We start from the raw sequence: 18,911 nt of genomic DNA on the forward strand, positions 1-18,911 counted from the left end.
ATGGGGCTGCTGACATTTTTCTGAAATATTTCAAGGAATTCAGCCATTTTTTGCCAAAAAAAATACGCTATCAAAACAGATGGTTAGACCCCTCAAAAACAAAGGGCGGCCTGCGGCCGCCCTTTGTGGGTCATTTCGTCGTCTTGGCTTCGGGGAAAGCCTGTTCCCATCCGCCGCCGAGCGCATTGTAAAGCTGCACCAGGTTGCCCGACAGGGTTGCCGTGCTTTCGGCCTCCTGTGTCTGCGACTGGAGCATGCGCCTCTGGGCGTCCAGCACCTGCAGGTAGCTCTGTAGCCCGTGGCGATACTGATCCTGTGCCAGCGTCAGCGTCCGCCGGTCTGCCTGCACCTGCGCACTCACGGCCTGATTGCGCCGTTGCTCGGCCTGCCATGCGACTAGAGCGTTATCTACCTCGCGCCATGCGTTCAGCACGGTCTTGCGGTAATTCAGCGCCTCGGCCCGCTGCGAGGCCTTTTTCATTTCAAGCTGGCCGCTCAAACGCCCGCCCTGAAAGATCGGCAGAGTAATGGACGGCCCGACATTCCATGCCCGTGCGTTCCAGAACCCCAGATCGCGGAAGGAGAGGGACTGGAAGCCAAACCCGGCATCAATCGTAACCTTGGGATAGAAATCTGCTGCGGCCTGACCGACTTCCGCCGTGGCACCATGCAGACGGGCCTCGGCCTCACGGATATCAGGACGACGGCGCGCCAGTTCGGACGGTAGCCCGACCGGCGCCGCAGGAGGCACCAGAGGAATAGCCGCGCGCGGCCCCAGCTCTGCATCCAATGCACCGGGGGGCGACCCCATCAGCAGGTTAATGGCGTTAATCTGCTGGGCAATGCGCTGATCATATTGTGGCAGCAGCGCATTGGTGCGCTGGAGTTCGGCCTGAGCGCTGTCCACATCCAGCTCGCTCACCAGACCACTATGGTAACGCGACTCGCTCAGGCGCGTGAGTTCAGCCGCCAGATCGCGGCTGGCACGGGTAATGCGCGCCTGCTCCTGCAACTGGCGCAGGGTGATGTAATCAGACGCCAGCTCTGCCTGCCTTGCCACCAGAATGCCCCGACGCTCTTCCTGAGACGCCGTCATATAGGCTTTGGCGGCTTCATACTGCCGACGCACACGCCCCCACAGATCCACTTCCCAGTTTGACTGTAGGCCATCCTGCCACTGGTTGAGCAGCGGCACAGAGGCCCCGGATGCAGCGGATTCGATCTGGTCGCCCACACCGGCCTGACGGCCTACGCGCTTGAGCACCCACTGCATTTCCTTGGAACTATACTGCGCGGCCTTATAGGAACCGGAGGCCGCAAGATCGGGAAAGCGTTCCGCCCCGGCCAGCAGCAACTGCCCACGGCTGACCGCAAGCTGTTCGGCCGCCTGCTGCACATCAAGGTTCTGGCTGGCCAGCCGTTCTTCCAGCGCTGTCAGTTCCGGGTCATGAAAAATACCCCACCATGCAGCGGGCGGCTCCTGCGTGGTGGTGACACTGAGCAGACGAGAGCGCGGCGCGGTTGCGGCCTGCCGCCACTGATCGGGTGTCCAGCTTTCGGGCTTTTGAAAGTCAGGCCCTACCGCGCACCCTGCCAGCAGCACGGCCAGCACCAGTATGGATGTGTCTGTCCGCCTTTTTGCCACCTGCGTTTTTGCCACTTGCCTGACCCTTCTCGAACCCGTACGCCGGGAAAATTATGCGCCGACGTTAATTTTTGCTATAACACTTGTGTTCTGACCGACCGGTTCGGTCATTGCGTACCCTATCGTCTTTCCTTCGCGCGTCAATCACTCAGCCACCAGAGCAAGCCGCCTATGTCCTGCCCCGATTTCCCTTCCGATCCCGCCTCCGGGCCTACAGGTGCCGCCACACCGGCACCCGAGCTGTCAGGCAGCGGCGCCAACGCGCCGTCCTGTGTGGGAGAATCGGAGGCCAAAAGGCAACAGATTCTGAATGGCGCCAATCTCGTTTTTGCTGAACACGGCTACGAGGGAGCGAGCATGTCGGCTATTGCGCGCAAGGCCGGTGTCTCCAAGGGTACGCTCTACAACTACTTCACTAACAAGGCGGATCTGTTTACCGCCTATGTGGAGCACCGCTGCCGCGAAAAGCTGCCGCCCATTCTTGCCTCCATCCAGCGTGGCCGCACCCCGCGCGAAACGCTGACACTGATGGCAGGTGGCATTATCCAGCTTATTACCCAACCCGAAAGTCTGGTGCTTTACCGGATCATCGTTTCCGAAGCGCCACATTTTCCGCAACTGGCCATATCGTTCTGGCAGCACGGCCCCAACCCGGCGCTGGCAACCCTTGCCCGCTGGCTTGCCGAGCAGACAGAGCGCGGCACCATGCGTACGGATGACCCCTATCTGGCGGCGGAGCAGTTCTTTTCGCTATGTCAGACCCGGATCGCCCACCGCAAGCGCTTCAACATGCCGCTGGAAAACGAGGAAGAAGACAAACGCAAGGTTATCCAGTCTGCGGTGGATGTCTTTCTGGCCGCCTATGCGCTCCAGCCGGACGCCCAGAACAACAGCCCCCCCTGAAAACGACAAAACCCGCACGCCGGTCGCGTGCGGGTTCCGCCTTTTCCCACCCGCAGGGGGCAGGGCGCCTGAAGCAGCGTTTTACTTTTTCAGCGCATCGACAAGCTGGGGCACAACCTCGAACAGGTCGCCCACGACGCCGTAATCCGCCACCTGAAAAATGGGGGCATCGGGGTCTTTGTTGACAGCCACAATCACGCGGCTGTCCTTCATGCCAGCAAGATGCTGGATAGCGCCGGAAATACCGAACGCCATATACAGATCGGGCGCAACGATCTTGCCGGTCTGCCCGACCTGACATTCGTTCGGCACAAAACCCGAATCAACCGCCGCACGGGACGCGCCAAGGGCCGCACCCAGCACATCGGCCAGCGGATCAAGCGTGTGGAACTTTTCCTCGCTCTGCATGCCACGGCCACCGGACACCACAACGCGGGCGGATTCCAGTTCAGGCCGGTCGGACGTGCTGAGCTGCACACCTTCAAAGCGCGACACGTCAGGGCTGTCCACGCCGGGCAGCGTTTCGATGGTGGCGCTGCCACCTTCCGCCGGGGCGGGATCGAACGCTGCTGAGCGGATGGTAAGCAGCTTCTTCGCATCGGAAGAGCGCACGGTCGCCAGCGCATTGCCCGCATAGATAGGGCGCACGAACGTATCAGCGGATTCGATGCTGATCACATCGGGAATGGGCTGCACATCCAGCAGAGCCGCCGTACGGGGCAGCACGTTCTTGCCGAACGCACCCGCCGCCGCCACGATATGATCATACCCACCAGCCAGCGAGGCTACGAGAGCCGCCAGGGGCTCGGCCAGATCATGCGCGTAGCGGGCATCTGCTGCATGCAGCACCTTGCCCACACCGGCGATGGACGCAGCAGCCTGTGCTACGGCGGCATCACCCGTGACCAGCACATGCACATCGCCCAGCTTGGTTGCGGCGGCCACGGCGGACAGAGCCGCCTTCCTGATCTGGCCGCCTTCGTGGTCGAGAAGAACAAGAGCGGTCATACTCAGATCACCTTCGCTTCGTTACGCAGTTTTTCCACCAGTTCCGCCACGGAGTCGAGCTTGATGCCCGCCTTGCGCTCGGCCGGTTCCGCAACACTGACAACGCTCAGGCGCGGCGTCATGTCCACACCCAGATCAGCCGCCTGCACGGTTTCAAGCGGCTTTTTCTTGGCCTTCATGATATTGGGCAGCGAGGCATAGCGCGGCTCGTTCAGGCGCAGGTCAGCGGTAATGATCGCGGGCAGGGAAAGGGAAACCTCTTCCGTGCCGCCATCCACTTCGCGGCTGACACGCGCACGACCATCGACCAGTTCCACCTTGCTGGCGAACGTTCCCTGACCCCAGCCAAGGAAACCGGCCAGCATCTGGCCCGTAGCGTTCATGTCGTCGTCAATGGCCTGCTTGCCGAGGATCACCAGTGACGGCTCTTCCTTTTCGACCAGCTTTTTGAGCACCTTGGCAACGGCCAGCGGCTCGGGGCTTTCATCGGACAGCACCAGAATGGCGCGATCCGCACCCATGGCCATGGCCGTACGCAGGGTGTCCTGCGCCTGCTGCACGCCCACAGACACCACCACCACTTCGGAGGCGGCACCTTTTTCGCGCAGGCGCACGGCCTCTTCCACCGCGATTTCATCGAACGGATTCATGGACATCTTGACACCGGCGGTCTCAACACCGCTGCCGTCGGCCTTTACGCGCGGCTTGATGTTGTAATCAACAACCCGCTTCACAGGTACGAGTATCTTCATGACTTCTTTCGCTTGCTGACGCAGGAGAGTTCGGACGATCCCTTACAGTATTTTGGCCGAAATTCACATACCGGCCGGATAATTTGGCCCGCCGCCCCCTTCAGGGGTTGTCCAGTCTATGTTCTGCGTAGGGTCTTTGATGTCGCATGTCTTGCAGTGTACGCAGTTCTGCGCGTTGATCTGCAGGCGTGGTGCGGTGTCTTCGTCCGCCACTTCGTACACACCCGCCGGGCAATACCGCGCTTCGGGCGCGTGAAACACATCCCAGTTGACCGTTTTCCACAATGAGGGATTGCGTAGGTGCAGATGCACCGGCTGATCTTCCTCATGATTGGTAGCGGACAGGAATACCGAGGACAGGCGGTCGAAGGTCAGCGTGCCATCGGGCTTGGGGTAAGCGGGCTTTTCGCACGCGCTGGCAGGCTTGAGGGTTTCGTTGTCCTTGTGCTGGAAATGCAGCGTCCACGGGGCGCGGCCACGCAGCACCATGGCGTCCAGCGCCGCGTAAACCGCGCCGCCACGTGCGCCAAAGCGGGCAAAAGCCGGGCGGATATTGCGCGCGCCGCGCAGTTCCTGCCACAGCCACGAACGCCGCACCTTGTCGGTAAAGGCCGCAGGCTCAGGACGCTCGGCCTTGAGCGCTTCGGCCACGGCTTCCGCCGCCAGCATGCCCGATTTCATGGCCGTATGCGTACCCTTGATCTTGGGTACGTTCAGGAACCCGGCGGAATCGCCAATAAGCGCACCACCGGGGAAGGTGAGGCGGGGCAGGGACTGCAAACCCCCTTCGGACAGGGCGCGCGCGCCATAGGCAATGCGCCGCCCGCCTTCGAGATGCTTGCGGAACGCCGGATGCAGCTTCACGCGCTGCATTTCATCAAAGGGCGAAAGCCACGGATTGGCGTAATCCAGCCCGATGACAAAGCCATAGGACACCAGATTTTCGCCAAAGTGATACAGCCACGCACCACCATAGGTATTGTTGTCCAGCGGCCAGCCAAAGCTGTGCTGCACAAGACCGGGGCGATGTTTTTCCGCCGGGATTTCCCAGACTTCCTTGATGCCCAGCCCGTAGGTCTGGGCATCGACACCCTGGCGCAGGTCGTAATGGGCCATGACCTTTTTGGTCAGCGAACCACGGCAGCCTTCACCAAACAGGGTGTAGCGCGCGCGCAGTTCCATACCGGGCTGGTAGTTGGGGCCGGGCTGGCCATCACGGCCCACGCCCATATCGCCGGTTACAACGCCCACCACACGGTTCTCTTCAATCAGCACATCCGCCCCGGCAAAACCGGGATAGATTTCCACCCCCAGTTCCTCGGCCTGTGCGGCCAGCCAGCGGCAGACTTCGCCCAGACTCACCACGTAGTTTCCGTGGTTGGCCATATGGGGCATGAAACGGTCCAGCATGGGCACGCGCAGGCTGCTGCTGCGTGTCAGGTACAGCATGTCCTCGGCCGTGACAGGTGTGTTAAGCGGTGCACCGCGTTCACGCCAGTCAGGCAGCAGTTCGGTCAGGGAGCGCGGCTCTATCACCGCGCCGGAAACGATATGCGCCCCGATCTCGCTGCCCTTCTCAATCAGGCACACGCTGATGTCTGGGGATAGCTGGCGCAGGCGGATGGCAGCGGCCAGTCCGGCGGGGCCACCGCCTACAATGACAACGTCAAACTCCATCGACTCACGCACAGGCTCACTCATCCCCTATTTACCCCCGTTGTTCTTGCAACGGCCTCCCTAAACCCGATTTGTCAGAAAATTGCAAAAAAAGACGCAGCCCCGGTGCCTGACGGCACCCCCGCAAACAGACCGGAACGCGCTTTTGCCGCTAGTGTTGTGTCCGTGGCCCAAAGGCCAGTTCATGCACGGCACGCCATGAATCATCGACAAAATTGACGATCAGCGTGCGCCGCACCCCGTTGATGGGACGGCGCACAAAGCCATGCCATGTATTATCCGCTGGAATAAACAGCACAGCGGAATTGAAAGCCCCCGGCGCACGCACCACGGACTCGCCGTGCTGCGTCATCAGGTCCGTGCCCCAGTCTGCCGCATCCGCCCCGCGTGAGAGCGAAACCAGCAGGGTGAGTTTTTTAGCGCCAATATCAGTATGGGGAGCCAGCCAGAATCCATCCGTATCCAGACACAGCTCCAGCCGCAGGGCCGCCGTATCGAGCGCTATGCCGCAGGACTGCTCGAACGCGCTCCGCATGGTCTCGCTATCGAAAGCATGGGCCAGACTGTCCAGCCGCGGATCACGCGCACGGGTTTCGGCATTGACGAACACACGATGCGCGTTGCGGGTTTCGCGGCGGCCTTCCACATCGCCTGCAATGGCGTCTGTGCCGGGGTCCCACGCCTCCAGCGCGGCGCATGCGCTCGCAGGCAGTACATCGTCCAAAAGCCAATGGGCATACGGTGTGCGGGCCGCGACCGTGCGGGCAAGAATCGTGGGCAGGGCAAACCCCGCATCCGACGAACCCACACCGTGAGACAGGGAAGCACCGTGGCTCATACCGTCCTATCCTTGCATTATGGGACACAGGCCCAGCCCCCATGCAGGCTGAACGCGCACGGAAAACCGGCAGAAAGCCTGCCCTCACCCCAACAGGGAACAGGGCTTAAAGGCGTAAGCTTCCATTTCATGCGCCAAAATACCGGCAGGATCAAGGCATGCGCCGGGTCTCCCCTGTGCCGCAACACCCGCCCCCGCCTGTCATGCCCCCATGCCAGCCAGACACATCATACCGGCCAGACCGGCGGCAGACGCCTAAAGTGCGCCCGAAAACCGGGGCCGCGCCTTTTCGCCCGCCTGCGCGGCCAGCGCAGCATGATGGGTATCGAACACGGCGGCAATATTGCGCAGGAACGGGCGGCCACGCTCGGTTACGCGCAGTGTGGCGCCCTCTATCTGGAGTAGCCCATCGTGCACAAAAGGCCGCAGCGCGTGCAGTTCGGCTGCAAAATCACCCTCGCCCCCTTCATGGGCCAGAGCTGCAACCGGGCCGCCATCAAGGCGCACACCCATATCGCACATGATCCGCTCGATAATGGCCCCGCGCGTACGATCCTGCGCCGAGCGCGCAACCCCACGCACCACCGGCAGGGCGGATGACGCCGCCATGGCCCGCGCATAAGCAGCGGTGCTGACCTCGTTCTGGGCAAAGCCTTCGGGCAGCATGGAAATGGCGGATGCGCCAATACCCAACAGCACCGAGCAGGAATCTGTTGTATAGCCCTGAAAATTACGGTGCATGGTGCCATCCTGCGCGGCACGGGCCAGCGGGTCATGCGGCAGGGCGTAATGATCCAGCCCGACCGGCACGTACCCTGCCTCCACCAGCACCGCATCCATGCGCGCACGCTGGGCCAGACGCTCGGTTGAATCCGGCAGGGACTCGGTGGGGATCAACCCCTGACGCTTCTGCTTCCACGGAATATGGGCATAACCGAACACAGCCAGCCTGTCGGGCCGCAGGGCGGCAATCTGGCGCGCGGTTTCAGCAATGCTCTGCACGGTCTGATACGGCAGGCCATAAATCAGATCGATATTGACGCCAGCAATACCCGCCGCACGCGCCTGCTGCACGCAATCGCGCGTCTGCTCAAAGGACTGGATACGCCCGCAGGCTTCCTGCACGCGGGGATCAATATCCTGCACCCCAAGGCTGACACGGTTGAACCCCAGCTCCGCCAGCAGGTTCAACCGCCCCGGCGGCACGTGGCGCGGGTCAAGCTCCATCGACAGTTCGGCCTGCGGCTCAAGACTGAACCACAGACGCACCACCCGCATGAGGGCACGCAGGGCCTCGGCAGGCAGGGTGGTGGGTGTGCCGCCACCGAACTGCACATGGCCAACCCGGCGCTGCACGCCCAGAGCCTGCACATAGCGATGCAGTTCCTCACGCAGCAGGTCGGCATAGGCCACACGCCCGCTCTCATGGCGCATGACAGAGGTATTGCACCCGCAGAAGCGGCACAGCTCGTCGCAGAACGGCACATGGAAATAAAGGGAAACAGGTTCGCTCGCTGGCAGGGCCGCAAGCCATTGCTCCACCTGTGGGGAGCCGACCGCCGCCGTAAAACTGGCAGCGGTCGGATAGCTTGTATAGCGTGGCAGGTTGCCACTGTATCGGGCAACCAGATCAGCCTGAGGCTGTTCAACCACGCTCATACCGGTATCAGAAGCGGTAAGCGATACCAGCGGACACCACGGTGGGGTCCAGCGAATCCTGAGCGCGGATCTTGGAGCCCTGACCAAGGTACTGGTCAATCTGACCACCCTTTTCGTAGGCATGCATGCTCACGAACATCTGCTTGACGTCGGCATTGAGGAACCAGTTGCCAACGAGCTGATAATCGAAGCCGGCATTGATGGTCGGGCCAGCCGTGAAGGAGGAGTTAAGCGAGCTGCCGTTCGCACCCTGCATGTTGTAGAACCACATCAGAGTCGCACCAACGCCCACATAGGGGTTGAAGCGCTTGTGGGGACGGAAGTGCCAGGCAAAGGTCAGCGTGGGGGGCAGAACCCATGCGCTGCCGACATCAAGACCACCGCTCGGCAGGCCGGACACTTCCTTACCTGTAGCGCGCACTTCATGACGGGTGCTGGTAGCAATCAGGTCAACCGAGAGGTTGTCGGTGATGAAGTATTCAACCGCCAGTTCCGGCATCGCCTGATTGGTGGTGGACAGGTGCGTGCCTGGCAGCCCGCCGTTGTTCAGCCATACCGTGCTCTGACGGTCCTGCGGCAGAACGCCGGTGCCGGACAGACGCAGCATGATGTCGCCCTTGCCCAGACCGATCTTGGTGGAGGCGCAGGTTTCGAAAATGCCGCAATGGCCTTTGGCGACCGGTGCGTCAGGCACGCGGGCAACGACCGGCGCATTCACATAGGCTGCGTTGGAGGTGGCTGTCTGGGCGCGGGCAGCGCCCGTCATGGTGGCGACACCAGCAACCATGACCGTAAGGAAGGAGCGGAACTTGACCATACCTGTTGTCTCTTCACTGCAACTTGAAAACTCTCCTGCGCAAAGACCATGCCGCGTCCGATGCGGCCTTGATCTAGATCAACTTTCCGGGGGCTCCACCAGCAATGCGCACAGGCTGTGACTTTTTGACCACAAGCCCCACACAGGCCCGATAGAGGCCGGTTACGGGCGGATTATGGGCGGATTACAGCAGAACCTGACGACTTTAACCCGGCGTTCAGACACCGGGCCTATTCTGGCAATCCCACCCCCGCACGAACGCAACCCAGCCCCGCACCCAGCGCGCCCATGTGGTGTTATTGATTTATGTCAAAACACTCCGCATAGTTATGACAGTTTCAGCGCCCTGTCCGGGGCAGCAAGGGTATTCCATGGCCCCCGCCACACTGGTTACGGGTCACCCAGCTGGTTTTTCTGGATTTCAAATAATGCCCCAGCCCCCCCTCCCTCCGTCCCAGCCCACGGCAGGCCGCCACACGCGCCTCGAAAGGGCAGAGGGAGACCTGCAACACTGTCTCCTGTGTGACCGGAGCCGGGGCGGGCTGTGCAACGGGGTAGACCGCGATGGACTCGAAGCACTGGCCCATTCCTCGCGCAGGCTGGTGCTGCCCCCCGGCTCTACCATGGTGGAGGAGGGGCAGACAGCCGAGGCCTTTTTTAATATTACGCGCGGCACGGTCAAACTGTTCAAATCCCTGCCTGACGGACGGCGGCAGATTACCGGCTTTGCCGATCCCGGCCAGTTTCTGGGCCTGAGCCGCTCGGGCCTGTATGCTTTCGGGGCGGAAACGGTCGATACCGTGCATGCCTGCCGCTTCCAGCGCCCCCAGTTTGAAGCCCTGCTGAACGACCAGCCCGATCTCAAACGCAACCTGCTGGCCGCCGTAACGGACAAGCTGGCCGAAGCGCAGGAACAGATGCTGCTGCTGGGCCGCAAAACCGCGCGTGAAAAAGTGGCCTCTTTCCTTCTGGGCCGTGCGCAGGCGGAGCAGACCATGCGGGGCGATACCCCGCCAGACCCCATGCCCGTAGCCTCCGTACCCATGACACGGGTGGACATAGCCGATTATCTGGGCCTGACGATTGAAACCGTCAGCCGCACCATCAGCGCGTTACGCCGCGAAAAACTGATTGCCAGCACGGAAAACCACGGCATCCGCCTTCTCTCACCCGATGCGCTGCGCCAGATCGCCACCGGACAGGGTGCGGGCTGAGCCACAGGCCACACGCAGCCCCGCAATAAAAAACCGGCCCCTCCTTTTCAGGCAGGGCCGGTTTTTTATTTGACCGTAGCACGCTCTGTCGTGGGCCGGGCTGTAACACCCGACCCCACCACAAAAACGGTTATGCGTCAGTTCGCGTCGTCATCCCCATCGGCGTCACCATCGCCCGATGCGGGAGCTGCGGCACCCTGATCAGGAGAGACAGCAACGAACAGCGACTGCCCTTCACGCAGGATACGCAGCAGAACGGGCTTTTTAGCACCCAGCGCCGCATGCACCGCCCCAACCACCGCCTTGGGCGTATCCACGCTGGCGCCGCCAACAGCCTGAATGACATCCCCCGGACGCACACCAGCCTGATCCGCCGCCGAGCCGGGCTCGACATCGCTCACCACCACGCCATGCACATCAGCCCCAAGGCCAAGCTGCTGGCGGGTCTGCTGTGTCAGCGGCACAAGCGAGACACCCAGATGCTGCCCGGCAGATGTGGGAGACCCCGATGCCGCCGAAGCCCCCGCCGCACCTGACAGATTGCCAACCGTCACCTTGGCGGTATCAGGCTTACCGGCACGGATATAGCTGAGCGTAATCTGCGTACCCGGCGCAATATCGGCCACCCGCACGGCAAGGTCATGCGGGCTACCGACCTTCTGGCCGTTCAGCTCGGTCACGACATCTTCCGTTTTCAGCCCTGCTTTTTCGGCCGGACTACCCGGCGCCACACTGGCCACCAGCGCACCGGCAGGCGGCGCACCCGGCTGGGTAGGAGCAGGCAGGTTAAGCGCGCTGGCCATAGCGGGCGAAATGGTCTGGGCATTTACACCCAGATAGCCACGCACCACATGGCCGGATTTGCGAAGCTGATCCACAACCGAGCGCACCGTATCGGACGGAATGGCAAAGCCGATCCCGATGGAGCCACCGCCCGAAGGCGACAGAATGGCGGTATTGACCCCCACCACCTTGCCATCCTGCGTGAACAACGGCCCACCGGAGTTGCCACGGTTGATAGGCGCATCTACCTGAATGAAGTTGTCGTACGGGCCTTCGTTAATGTCACGCCCACGGGCGGAGACAATACCTGCCGTAACCGTACCACCCAGCCCATAGGGGTTGCCCACGGCAATCACCCATTCACCCGGCTGCACATCATCGGAGCGGCCCAGCTCGATAAAGGGCAGCTTCTGGCTGGATGTCACCTTGAGCAAAGCCAGATCGGTCTTGCTGTCACGGCCCACCACGCGGGCGGGCAGGGTGGTGCCATCATCCAGCGTAACCGTAACCTTGGTGGCCCCTTTAACCACATGGTTGTTGGTCACCACGTAGCCATCCGCCGAAATCACGAAGCCCGAGCCACGAGCCTCAACCGGCTGGCGCGACTGCTGGGGCATCATCTGGAACGGAAACGGGAACGGAAAGGGCGAACCACCGCCCATGCCGCCACCATTCTCGCTTTCCGCGACAGAGGCCTTGATCATGGCGGTAATGGACACCACCGCCGGTTTGACCTGTTTGACCAGACCAACAAAATCAGGAATGCGCTGTTCGGGGCTGGTGGGCTTGATCATGCCTCCCACGGAGGCTGCAGGAGCGGGAGCGGTATCCGCCCGTGCGCTGTGCACCCCAAGCGGAGAGACCACGCCACCCACAAAAAAAGCACACCCGGCCAGCAACGCCGGAACCCGGTTCCGCACGCGGCCACGCTGTTTGTCATTCATCACAGATTTTCCAGACATCACGACCTTGACTGTTCCTTGTTCCATACCGGCCCACCGCACCGCGCTGGCCCCTGTTTCCATGGCAGCGCGCAGTATGCCCGCACTCGGGGATAACGCGCCACCTTACGCCTGAAACGGTTATATGGTTGCCCCGCAAAGGAAAAAAACCCCACCGGACAAACCTGTCAGGGTGCAGACCGCACTCCCTGTCAGCCACACTCCAAGCTGCCTGCATGACAGTGTGCCGGACTTTCCGCCTTTTTCATGGCAAGGCTCACGGTACGGTTACTCAGGACAAACATCCGGGCAGGGGTCAGACGTGGTTTCACGCTCCGGGGGGCTGTTTTCCAATGCCCCGGCTGACCGTAAGGGCGCAAAAAACGCCCGCAACAGGGCCGCCGCCTCGCGCTCACGCACACCACCCACCACTTCAGGGCGATGCAGTGCGCCCGCGCGGTAGGGCAGCCGAGGCCCGTGCTCCAGCCCACCCCCCTTGGGATCATACGCACCAAACACCACACGCCCGACCCGAAAATGCGCAAGGGCTGCCGCGCACATGGGGCAGGGTTCAAGCGACACAACCAGCGTACAATCCGCCAGCCGCTGCCCGCCCCGCAGGCGCACAGCCTCGCGCATGACCAGCATTTCTGCATGGGCGGACGGGTCATGCCATTCTTCCACACGGTTGCCCGCACGCGCCAGAACAGCACCCGTAGCATCAAGCAGCACAGCCCCGACCGGCACCTCGCCCCGGTCTGCGGCCTGCCGGGCCTCGTCCAGTGCCAGAGCCATTTCCTGCCCGGTCACCCCCGGTATGCCGCCTTTCTCCTTCATGACTGTCCGGCCCCTTTTTGCTCCGCCGCTTCAACCCCATGCCCTACCCGCATGCAGAATACTCACGAAATATTACAGCGCGCACAGCCCATCTTGCGCCACCACCGATGAAAAAATCATCCCGAATCGACCAAAAAGCAAGATTTCCCTTGCAATTCGGCTCACCGTTCTGTCATCGTTCTCAAGAACAAGCCCTGTCACGTTCTGTAACATAACACAGTCTGACAGGGGGAAACTGGTAGCCATGATGATGGAGAACAGGATCATGAACAGCCTTTCTCTCATTCTTGCGGCGGCGGCTCTGGGAATCGGGGTGGCCATAGCGGATCGGGTGTCTGAAGCGCCCATCAATACCGCACAGCCTGCCGTCCATATGATGCCGGTCAGCCTGCCTTCCGCACTGGGTCGCTGAATACACCCCTAGTTGCGATAGCGCATAGGCAAAGCCACCAGGCTGTGGCACCTGAATGGCTGTGGGGCGTGCAGCGCGTCTCATAAGCATAAACAGGCAGGGCACAGCAGGCATAGCCATGATGGCAGACCGTCCGGTTATCGGTATCACGCTTGATCTTGAAGACGGCGGCGCTGATCAGTACTCGCGCTTTGCATGGTGCGCCATGCGGGAAAACTATCTTTCGGCTGTCAGCACGGCAGGTGGCCTGCCGGTAGCGCTCCCGCTTTTTCCGCAGCTTGCACACGATTACATGGACAGGCTGGACGGGCTGCTGATTACCGGCGGCGCGTTTGACATAGACCCCGCCCTGTATGGTGAGCAGACCCGCCACCCTAGCGTAACCCTGCGCCCCCGCCGCACCCGCGCCGAAAGCGCCTTTCTGGCCGAAGCCATGACGCGCGGCCTGCCGGTGCTGGGCATATGCGGGGGCATGCAGCTTATGGCTGTGGCCCTTGGTGGCACGCTTATCCAGCACCTGCCCGACACCCTTCCCGATGCCCTGCCCCATGAACAGCCCAACCCGCGCGACGAGGCCAGCCACGCCGTGGACATCCTGCCCGGCACGCAGCTTGCCAGCATAGCGCAAGACCGCGCGCGGGCCGCTGTCAACTCCGCCCACCATCAGGCCGTGCGCGATGTCGGACGCGGCCGCGTAAACGCCGTGGCCGAGGATGGCGTGATCGAAGGGGTGGAAGATCCGGCACAGGAATTTTTCATTGGGGTGCAATGGCACCCGGAATTTGGCATAGACCCCGTGGACAAGGCGCTGTTCAGGGCCTTTATCAAAGCAGCAGGAGAGCAGGGGTGACGCAGGAACCGCGCGCGGAGCGCATTGCAAAGTGGCTGGCCCGGTCTGGCGTGGCCAGCCGACGTGACGCCGAGCGCATGATCGGGGAAGGCCGTATCCGCCTGAATGGACAGCCGGTAACACACCCGGCCACCTTCGTGAGTGACAACGATATCGTACAGGTCAATGGCGAACCGGTGGCCCCGCCCCAGCGCACCCGCCTGTGGCGCTACCACAAGCCGGACGGGCTGGTAACAACCCACCGCGACCCCGAAGGACGGCGCACGGTGTTTTCCGCCCTGCCCGCAGAGATGCCCCGCGTAATCAGCGTTGGCCGTCTCGATCTCAACAGCGAAGGCCTGCTGCTGCTGACCAATGATGGCGCACTGGCCCGCAGGCTGGAACTGCCCTCCAACGGCTGGCTGCGCCGCTACCGCGTGCGCGTGTTTGGCGTGGTGGACGAGGCGCAGCTGGCCGCACTGGCCAATGGCAGCGTGTTCGACGGCGTGCGCTACGGCCCCATTACGGCGGCACTGGATTCGCGCAAGGGCGACAATGCGTGGCTGACTGTCTCGCTGCGTGAGGGCAAGAACCGCGAAATCCGTAAGGTCATGTCCGGGCTTAACCTGCATGTCAGCCGTCTGATCCGCACCAGCTATGGCCCCTTCCAGCTTGGGGTGCTGCCCCGTGGCGCGCTGGAGGAAGTCGCCCCGCGCGTCCTGCGCGACCAGCTGCCCAAAGCCGAAGACACTCCGGCCAAGCCCCGCGCCCACTCGGGTGGCCGCACCCCCGCAGGCGACTGAGCATGCGGATTATCGCCGGAAGCCGCCGGGGCCGCATGCTGCACGCCCCGACAGGCTCCACCACGCGCCCTACGGCCGACCGCGTGCGGCAGGCTCTGTTTGACATGCTGCTCCATGCACCATGGGGTGGCCTGTCGCTGCTCGAAGGTGCGCATGTGCTGGATGCCTTCGCCGGCACAGGAGCACTGGGGCTGGAAGCCCTCTCGCGCGGGGCGGAGCATGTCACGTTTTTCGAAACCGACCGCCCGGCACTGGCCGCCCTGCGCGCCAATATCCATGCCTGCGGCTGGGAATCGCGCACAACAGTGCTCCCGCGCGATGTGACCGCGCCACGCGCCGCCAATCCGGCGCTGGGGCCTGCACGGCTGGTTTTTCTCGATCCACCTTACCGCATGGGCCTGCCGGGCAAGGCGCTGCTGGCCCTGCGCAACCGGGGCTGGCTGGCGCCAGACGCCATTGTGGTGGCTGAAACCGCGCGCGATGAAGCCCTGCCCTTCGCCCCACCCACCGAAACCCCGGACAGCGACCCCGCCCAGCCGCCCGCCACACCACTGGCAGGCGGGGCCTTTCAGGGGCCGGTGCTGGAAGCGCTGGCCGAACGGCAGCACGGCGCCGCACGGCTTTCAGTCTGGCGCCTGTAAGCGGATCACGGGCGAAAATTCATCCCTTTCGCTGGTGGGTGTCGCCCGGCTGCGCTAAAGAGCACAAAACAGAAACCCCTCAGCCGCATATCAGAAAACAGGAGTCCGTCATGGCAGGCAGCGTGAACAAGGTTATACTTGTAGGTAATCTGGGCAAAGACCCGGAAGTACGCAACAGCCAGAACGGCGCGAAGATTGTCTCCTTTACGCTGGCCACCAGCGAGTCCTGGAACGACCGCGCCTCGGGTGAGCGGCGCGAGCGCACGGAATGGCACCGGGTCGTTATCTTCAACGACCGTCTGGCCGATGTCGCCGAACGCTTTTTGCGCAAGGGCCGCAAGGTCTATCTGGAAGGCTCGCTCCAGACCCGTAAATGGACGGATCAGGGGGGGCAGGAACGCTATACCACCGAGGTTGTGCTTGCGGCTTTCCGTGGGGAGCTGACCCTGCTCGACAGCCGTCAGGATGGCGAAGGCGGTGGTGGCTATGGTGGCGGCAGCGGCGGCGGTTACGGCGGTGGCAACGGCGGCTCCAGCAGCTATGGCGGCTATAACAATGGCGGTTCGGGCAATAACGAGTATGGCGGCGGTGGCTCCGGCTCGGCCGCGCCTTCACGCCTGCCCTCGCCCCAGCGTGGCGGCAACGCCCCCGGCGGGTGGGATGCCTCGGGCAGCAGCGATCTGGACGACGAAATTCCGTTCTAAGACCGGCAGGCCAAAAAACGGTCCGTACCAGCCTGCTTCTGGCCTAAAACAAAACAGGGCAGAGGCAGGCTCACGCGACAAGCATAGACACAGGCCGGGCTTGTGGTTCTGTGGCCTGTACGCACAGACTGTGGCAATAAGGCCATAGCAGCCGGCAGGAAGCAGGCAAGTATTTCAGTCCGGTTACATTAAATATGATCAATTTTTATACGTAATATTCATATTTAAAAAATTCCGCTTTACGTGATCACATAAATTTCTTGGCTGATGAACCTGTTGCCGTTATAAGCCGCGTCATTCTTTTCAGGGCAGGCCTCCTGTCATTGCAAAGGCTGATAACTGACATGATTACTCTACCGCCTGATTATCGTCCGTCCGAAGGTGAGGAGTTCATGAACCCTCTCCAGACGGAATACTTCCGGCAGAAACTGCTTAAATGGCGTGCCGATCTGCTGAAAGAGGCCGGGGATACCCTGGCCAGCCTGTCAGAAGGCGGTATTCATGAAGCGGATATCACCGACCGCGCCAGCGTCGAAACCGACCGCGCGCTGGAACTGCGTACCCGCGACCGCGCCCGTAAGCTGATTGGCAAAATCAATCTGGCCCTGCAGCGCATCGAAAACGGCAGCTACGGCTATTGCGAAGAAACCGGCGAGCCTATCGGCCTGAAACGGCTTGAGGCCCGCCCCATCGCAACCCTGTCCATTGAGGCGCAGGAACAGCACGAGCGGATGGAAAAAACCCACCGCGACGACTGACTTTCTCCCGCTACCGGCACGGCTGCGCGCCAACCTTGCCGGTAGCAGGATAATTTTTTCGTTTTTTGGTCGCCTCAGTCTTGCGGTGCGCGGCGCGAGCCGCTAGAAACCCCCGCAGGCAACGCTGCTGTAGCTCAGTGGTAGAGCACTCCCTTGGTAAGGGAGAGGTCGACAGTTCAATCCTGTCCAGCAGCACCAGCCTTCCTTCATTCATGATAATTCGTATGTTTTGCCGCGAAAGTGCCCTCGGGCCTGCCCGCCGCGCAATCAGGCATCCGCTTGCCTGCAACCATACGGGCAGAGGGTGCAGGCACAAAAAAACCCGGCCTGCAAAGCCGGGTTTTGTTCAAAGAGCATAATCGCCGCAAAAGCGGCTGTGTATCAGCCTTCAGGTTTGACCAGCACATGATGCTTGCGCCCGGCGGAGAGCCTGATTGCGCCATCCACCAGATCCTCAACACCGATCAGGCGGTTTTCATCCGCAATCACCACCGTATTCAGCCGTGCGCCGCCACCGCGTACCAGACGCCGGGCCTCGCCGTTGCTTTTGACCAGCCCGGCTTCTGTCAGCAGCCGGAATGCAGGCACACCCTCCGCTAGAGCCGCCGCAGGCACGGTGTGCACCGGCAGGTCCGCCGCAACCGTGCGGCCTTCCTCAAAGGTCTGGCGGGCGGCCTCAGCAGCCGCCAGCGCGGCCTCACGCCCATGGCACAGGGCGGTGGCCTCGGTGGCCAGCACTTTCTTGGCTTCGTTAATCTCGGCCCCACCAAGGGCTGCCAGCCTGTCGCACTCTTCCAGCGGCAGTTCAGTAAACAGGCGCAGGAAGCGCCCCACATCGGCATCTTCCGTATTGCGCCAGAACTGCCAGTAATCAAACACCGAAAGCCTAGCAGCGGACAGCCATACGGCACCCGCCGCTGTCTTGCCCATTTTCGCACCCGATGCCGTTGCCAGCAGCGGGGTCGTCAGGCCCATGACGGTTTTCTGTTCCGTGCGGCGCACCAATTCCACGCCCGAGACAATATTGCCCCACTGATCCGAACCACCAAGCTGGAGGCGGGCATCGTACAGGCGGTTGAGTTCACGGAAATCGTAAGACTGCAAAATGGAGTAATTGAACTCCAGAAAGGTCAGCCCCTGTTCACGCTCAAGCCTGCTCCTGACGGAATCAAAGGAGAGCATGCGGCTGATGGAAAAATGCACGCCCACATCGCGCAGCAGGTCGATATAGGACAGCTTGTCCAGCCAATCAGCATTATTGACTAAGCGGGCATCATGCGCCCCCGATGCGCCGTTTTCTCCAAAAGTCAGAAACTGGCGCAGGCAGTTTTCAATACCCGCCATGTTTGCGCGGATCACGTCTTCCGTCATCAGGCGGCGGGCCTCCTCACGGAAGGAGGGATCGCCAATCCGCGCCGTGCCACCACCAATCAGCGCAATGGGCTTATGGCCGTGGCGCTGGAGCAGGCGCAGCATCATAATCTGGATCAGCCCGCCCACATGCAGGCTGTCCGCCGTGGGGTCAAAGCCGATATAGGCCGTAACGGACTGCTGCTCCATCAACGCATCGAGTGCCTGCGCATCCGTGCACTGAAAAATGAAGCCGCGCGCCGCTGCCTCCTGCATGAAAGCGCTGCGAAATCCGTTTGCGTCCATTATCCTGTTTTCCTCTTTTCCGCCCAAAGCAAGA

At 62.0% G+C, this 18,911-nt stretch carries 19 protein-coding genes and 1 tRNA gene; 9 read left to right on the top strand and 11 right to left on the bottom strand.

The features are described 5' to 3' along the window. Positions 1-130: 130 nt before the first annotated feature. Positions 131-1,660 carry an efflux transporter outer membrane subunit gene (locus J2D75_RS09240; protein WP_207854548.1) on the bottom strand — a complete coding sequence of 510 codons (1,530 nt, stop codon included), beginning with the start codon at positions 1,658-1,660 and terminating at the stop codon, positions 131-133. 156 nt (positions 1,661-1,816) lie between these two features. Between J2D75_RS09240 and J2D75_RS09245 the strand changes: the two genes are divergently transcribed. Further along, positions 1,817-2,548 (top strand): TetR/AcrR family transcriptional regulator, encoded by a 732-nt coding sequence (locus J2D75_RS09245; RefSeq protein ID WP_207854549.1) that lies wholly within the window; start codon positions 1,817-1,819, stop codon positions 2,546-2,548. A gap of 81 nt (positions 2,549-2,629) precedes the next feature. On the opposite strand, the gene J2D75_RS09250 is transcribed toward J2D75_RS09245, so the two are convergent. The 6 genes from J2D75_RS09250 to J2D75_RS09275 form a co-directional block, all read right to left on the bottom strand. After that, on the bottom strand, positions 2,630-3,556 hold the full coding sequence (locus J2D75_RS09250) for an FAD-binding protein (RefSeq protein ID WP_207854550.1): 927 nt from the start codon (positions 3,554-3,556) through the stop codon (positions 2,630-2,632). Positions 3,557-3,558: 2 nt separating this feature from the next. After that, positions 3,559-4,308: an electron transfer flavoprotein subunit beta/FixA family protein gene (locus J2D75_RS09255; RefSeq protein WP_207854551.1), complete on the bottom strand. Its 750-nt coding sequence runs from the start codon at positions 4,306-4,308 to the stop codon at positions 3,559-3,561. Positions 4,309-4,371: 63 nt separating this feature from the next. Beyond that, positions 4,372-6,009 carry an electron transfer flavoprotein-ubiquinone oxidoreductase gene (locus J2D75_RS09260; RefSeq protein ID WP_207854552.1) on the bottom strand — a complete coding sequence of 546 codons (1,638 nt, stop codon included), beginning with the start codon at positions 6,007-6,009 and terminating at the stop codon, positions 4,372-4,374. Between the two features lie 127 nt (positions 6,010-6,136). Further along, on the bottom strand, positions 6,137-6,823 hold the full coding sequence (locus tag J2D75_RS09265; protein ID WP_207854553.1) for a 2OG-Fe(II) oxygenase: 687 nt from the start codon (positions 6,821-6,823) through the stop codon (positions 6,137-6,139). 255 nt (positions 6,824-7,078) lie between these two features. Continuing rightward, positions 7,079-8,482 (bottom strand): oxygen-independent coproporphyrinogen III oxidase, encoded by a 1,404-nt coding sequence (gene hemN / locus J2D75_RS09270; RefSeq protein WP_207854554.1) that lies wholly within the window; start codon positions 8,480-8,482, stop codon positions 7,079-7,081. Positions 8,483-8,489: 7 nt separating this feature from the next. Next, positions 8,490-9,299: an OmpW/AlkL family protein gene (locus J2D75_RS09275; RefSeq protein WP_207854555.1), complete on the bottom strand. Its 810-nt coding sequence runs from the start codon at positions 9,297-9,299 to the stop codon at positions 8,490-8,492. A gap of 428 nt (positions 9,300-9,727) precedes the next feature. Here J2D75_RS09275 and J2D75_RS09280 point away from each other — a divergent pair, with 428 nt between their 5' ends. Further along, entirely contained in the window at positions 9,728-10,513 is a 786-nt protein-coding gene (locus J2D75_RS09280; RefSeq protein ID WP_207854556.1) for a Crp/Fnr family transcriptional regulator, read from the top strand. A 137-nt stretch (positions 10,514-10,650) separates the two neighbouring features. Here the strand turns inward: J2D75_RS09280 and J2D75_RS09285 are convergent, their stop codons facing one another. The 3 genes from J2D75_RS09285 to J2D75_RS09295 all read right to left on the bottom strand — a co-directional run bounded on the left by J2D75_RS09285 (position 10,651) and on the right by J2D75_RS09295 (position 13,341). Continuing rightward, complete coding sequence (locus J2D75_RS09285; RefSeq protein WP_408736757.1) at positions 10,651-12,240, bottom strand: Do family serine endopeptidase; 1,590 nt, start codon at positions 12,238-12,240, stop codon at positions 10,651-10,653. Positions 12,241-12,525: 285 nt separating this feature from the next. Continuing rightward, complete coding sequence (locus tag J2D75_RS09290) at positions 12,526-13,074, bottom strand: nucleoside deaminase (protein WP_207854558.1); 549 nt, start codon at positions 13,072-13,074, stop codon at positions 12,526-12,528. Between the two features lie 72 nt (positions 13,075-13,146). Next, a complete protein-coding gene (locus tag J2D75_RS09295; RefSeq protein ID WP_207854559.1) occupies positions 13,147-13,341 on the bottom strand; it encodes a hypothetical protein in 195 nt (64 codons plus the stop codon). Between J2D75_RS09295 and J2D75_RS09300 the strand changes: the two genes are divergently transcribed. The 7 genes from J2D75_RS09300 to J2D75_RS09330 all read left to right on the top strand — a co-directional run bounded on the left by J2D75_RS09300 (position 13,340) and on the right by J2D75_RS09330 (position 17,419). Continuing rightward, entirely contained in the window at positions 13,340-13,486 is a 147-nt protein-coding gene (locus tag J2D75_RS09300; protein ID WP_207854560.1) for a hypothetical protein, read from the top strand. The two genes, J2D75_RS09295 and J2D75_RS09300, sit on opposite strands and share 2 nt — an antisense overlap. 118 nt (positions 13,487-13,604) lie before the next feature. After that, positions 13,605-14,336 carry a gamma-glutamyl-gamma-aminobutyrate hydrolase family protein gene (locus J2D75_RS09305; protein ID WP_207854561.1) on the top strand — a complete coding sequence of 244 codons (732 nt, stop codon included), beginning with the start codon at positions 13,605-13,607 and terminating at the stop codon, positions 14,334-14,336. Next, entirely contained in the window at positions 14,333-15,118 is a 786-nt protein-coding gene (locus J2D75_RS09310) for a pseudouridine synthase (RefSeq protein ID WP_207854562.1), read from the top strand. The genes J2D75_RS09305 and J2D75_RS09310 overlap by 4 nt, the downstream gene beginning before the upstream one ends. Positions 15,119-15,120: 2 nt before the next feature. After that, entirely contained in the window at positions 15,121-15,759 is a 639-nt protein-coding gene (gene rsmD, locus J2D75_RS09315) for a 16S rRNA (guanine(966)-N(2))-methyltransferase RsmD (protein WP_207854563.1), read from the top strand. Positions 15,760-15,869: 110 nt separating this feature from the next. Further along, positions 15,870-16,463, top strand: coding sequence for a single-stranded DNA-binding protein (gene ssb / locus J2D75_RS09320; protein WP_207854564.1), 594 nt, complete (start codon positions 15,870-15,872; stop codon positions 16,461-16,463). 344 nt (positions 16,464-16,807) lie between these two features. Further along, on the top strand, positions 16,808-17,221 hold the full coding sequence (gene dksA / locus J2D75_RS09325) for an RNA polymerase-binding protein DksA (protein WP_141375850.1): 414 nt from the start codon (positions 16,808-16,810) through the stop codon (positions 17,219-17,221). A 123-nt stretch (positions 17,222-17,344) separates the two neighbouring features. Beyond that, positions 17,345-17,419: transfer RNA gene (locus tag J2D75_RS09330), tRNA-Thr, on the top strand. A gap of 183 nt (positions 17,420-17,602) precedes the next feature. Here J2D75_RS09330 and tyrS read toward each other — a convergent pair. Next, positions 17,603-18,877 carry a tyrosine--tRNA ligase gene (tyrS, locus tag J2D75_RS09335; protein ID WP_207854565.1) on the bottom strand — a complete coding sequence of 425 codons (1,275 nt, stop codon included), beginning with the start codon at positions 18,875-18,877 and terminating at the stop codon, positions 17,603-17,605. Between the last annotated feature and the right edge of the window lie 34 nt (positions 18,878-18,911).

This window comes from Acetobacter suratthaniensis (assembly GCF_017377745.1).
GTDB classification, from domain to species: domain Bacteria; phylum Pseudomonadota; class Alphaproteobacteria; order Acetobacterales; family Acetobacteraceae; genus Acetobacter; species Acetobacter suratthaniensis.